Source organism: Emticicia sp. 17c (assembly GCF_037153985.1).
In the GTDB taxonomy this organism is placed as follows: Bacteria; Bacteroidota; Bacteroidia; order Cytophagales; family Spirosomataceae; genus Emticicia.
On sequence record NZ_JBBAYI010000034.1, the window covers coordinates 1 to 2,483 of the forward strand.

Annotated in this window: 2 tRNA genes and 1 rRNA gene; all 3 read left to right on the forward strand. The window is 45.3% G+C overall.

What is annotated here, in order from left to right:
* Window positions 1–628: 628 nt before the first annotated feature.
* The 3 genes from WAA15_RS24260 (at window position 629) to WAA15_RS24270 (ending at window position 2,478) form a co-directional block, all read left to right on the forward strand.
* Window positions 629–2,134: ribosomal RNA gene (locus tag WAA15_RS24260) — 16S ribosomal RNA — on the forward strand.
* 176 nt (window positions 2,135–2,310) lie between these two features.
* Window positions 2,311–2,387, forward strand: a tRNA-Ile gene (locus WAA15_RS24265).
* 17 nt (window positions 2,388–2,404) lie between these two features.
* Window positions 2,405–2,478, forward strand: a tRNA-Ala gene (locus WAA15_RS24270).
* Window positions 2,479–2,483: the final 5 nt, after the last annotated feature.

Consider the following 2,483-nt stretch of genomic DNA (forward strand, 5'->3'; position numbering starts at 1 on the left):
GTTGGTGGGCTAAAAAAACTTTTGAGAGGGGTCTTGACAAAGGCAAAAAAGTGCCGTACCTTTGCAGTCCCAAAAATGAGAGAGACACTGAGCGTTACATAGCAAGAGCATAGTAAAAAGGTGATAATGAGAAGTTTAGGGAGGCTCTAAAATAAATTTCAAAATAAATTTGGAGATGTAAAAATAAAGTCAGAATTTTGCACCCCGATTGATTGAGAGAGTAAGAAAAAAAGAGAGTTGAGCAGAGCGAATGAGGCGAAAATAAATTTCAAAATAAATTTGGAGATGTAAAAAATAAGTCAGAATTTTGCACCCCGATTGATTGAGAAAGAGAGAGTAAAGCGAAGAGAGCGAGCGAAAGAGGAGATAAGGAGAGTGAAAAAAAATATTAAAAAATATTTTTTAAATTCGAAAAAAGCTTGTAACTTTGCACTCCGTTTGATTAAGAAAACGGAAAATAAAAAGAGAAAGTTCTTTAAGTTGAAAAAAAGTAAAAGAGGTTAATTAAGAGGAATAGTTCTTAATTGATTTTACGAGTCGGAAGGTAGCAATACTGGATGAATAAAGTTCATTAACTTGTTGAGAGTACGAATGCGAGACCTTAAGTGGTCAGGCAAACTTGATATTTACAATGGAGAGTTTGATCCTGGCTCAGGATGAACGCTAGCGGCGGGCTTAATACATGCAAGTCGAGGGGTGGTAGCAATACTACACCGGCGCACGGGTGCGTAACGCGTATGCAACCTGCCTTTATCTGGGGGATAGCCCGGGGAAACCCGGATTAATACCGCATAATAAATTGATTGGCATCAATTAATTTTGAAAGATTTATCGGATAGAGATGGGCATGCGTAAGATTAGATAGTTGGTGAGGTAACGGCTCACCAAGTCTACGATCTTTAGGGGCTCTGAGAGGAGAATCCCCCACACTGGCACTGAGATACGGGCCAGACTCCTACGGGAGGCAGCAGTAGGGAATATTGGGCAATGGGCGCAAGCCTGACCCAGCCACGCCGCGTGCAGGAAGAAGGCCCTCTGGGTTGTAAACTGCTTTTGACTGGGAAGAAAGAGTTTCTTGCGAGAGACGTTGACGGTACCAGCAGAATAAGCCACGGCTAACTACGTGCCAGCAGCCGCGGTAATACGTAGGTGGCGAGCGTTATCCGGATTTATTGGGTTTAAAGGGTGCGTAGGCGGCTGATTAAGTCAGCGGTGAAAGGTAGCAGCTTAACTGTTTTACATGCCGTTGATACTGGTTAGCTTGAGTTAACAGAAGGCAGATAGAATTTCTGGTGTAGCGGTGAAATGCTTAGATACCAGGAGGAATACCGATTGCGAAGGCAGTCTGCTGCAGTTACACTGACGCTGAGGCACGAAAGTGCGGGGATCAAACAGGATTAGATACCCTGGTAGTCCGCACAGTAAACGATGATTACTAGTTGTTGGCGCAAGTCAGTGACCAAGGGAAACCGATAAGTAATCCACCTGGGGAGTACGCCGGCAACGGTGAAACTCAAAGGAATTGACGGGGGTCCGCACAAGCGGTGGAGCATGTGGTTTAATTCGATGATACGCGAGGAACCTTACCTGGACTAGAATGTGAGGGAATTATTCAGAAATGAGTAAGCCAGCAATGGCCCAAAACAAGGTGCTGCATGGCTGTCGTCAGTTCGTGCCGTGAGGTGTTGGGTTAAGTCCCGCAACGAACGCAACCCCTGTTGTCTGTTGCCATCAAGTAAAGTTGGGGACTCAGACAAGACTGCCTACGCAAGTAGAGAGGAAGGAGGGGACGACGTCAAGTCATCATGGCCCTTACGTCCAGGGCAACACACGTGCTACAATGGGCGATACAGAGTGTTGCGAGCTAGCAATAGTAAGCCAATCACAAAAAGTCGTTCACAGTTCGGATTGGGGTCTGCAACTCGACCCTATGAAGCTGGAATCGCTAGTAATCGGGTATCAGCTATGACCCGGTGAATACGTTCCCGGACCTTGTACACACCGCCCGTCAAGCCATGGAAGTTGGGTAGACCTGAAGCGGAAGGTAAAAGATTTCGTTAGGGTAGAACCAGTAACTGGGGCTAAGTCGTAACAAGGTAGCCGTACCGGAAGGTGTGGCTGGAACACCTCCTTTTTAGAGAAATTCTTAAATTATAGGAATTTACAACGACTGACACAAAGGAATTTTGTATTTGTACTCTCAAACAACAAGTTAAGATTAGAATTTGAAGTGAAGGAACGGAAGTTTACAGGTGTAGTGATTGTAGGGAAGACAAAACTACAAACCATTAAACTGCAAACTCTGCAAGAGGGCTTGTAGCTCAGGTGGTTAGAGCGTTACACTGATAATGTAAAGGTCCGTGGTTCGAGTCCACGCAGGCCCACCAAAATTGATTGAAATAATGGGGGTTTAGCTCAGCTGGCTAGAGCACCTGCTTTGCAAGCAGGGGGTCAACGGTTCGAATCCGTTATCCTCCACAAAA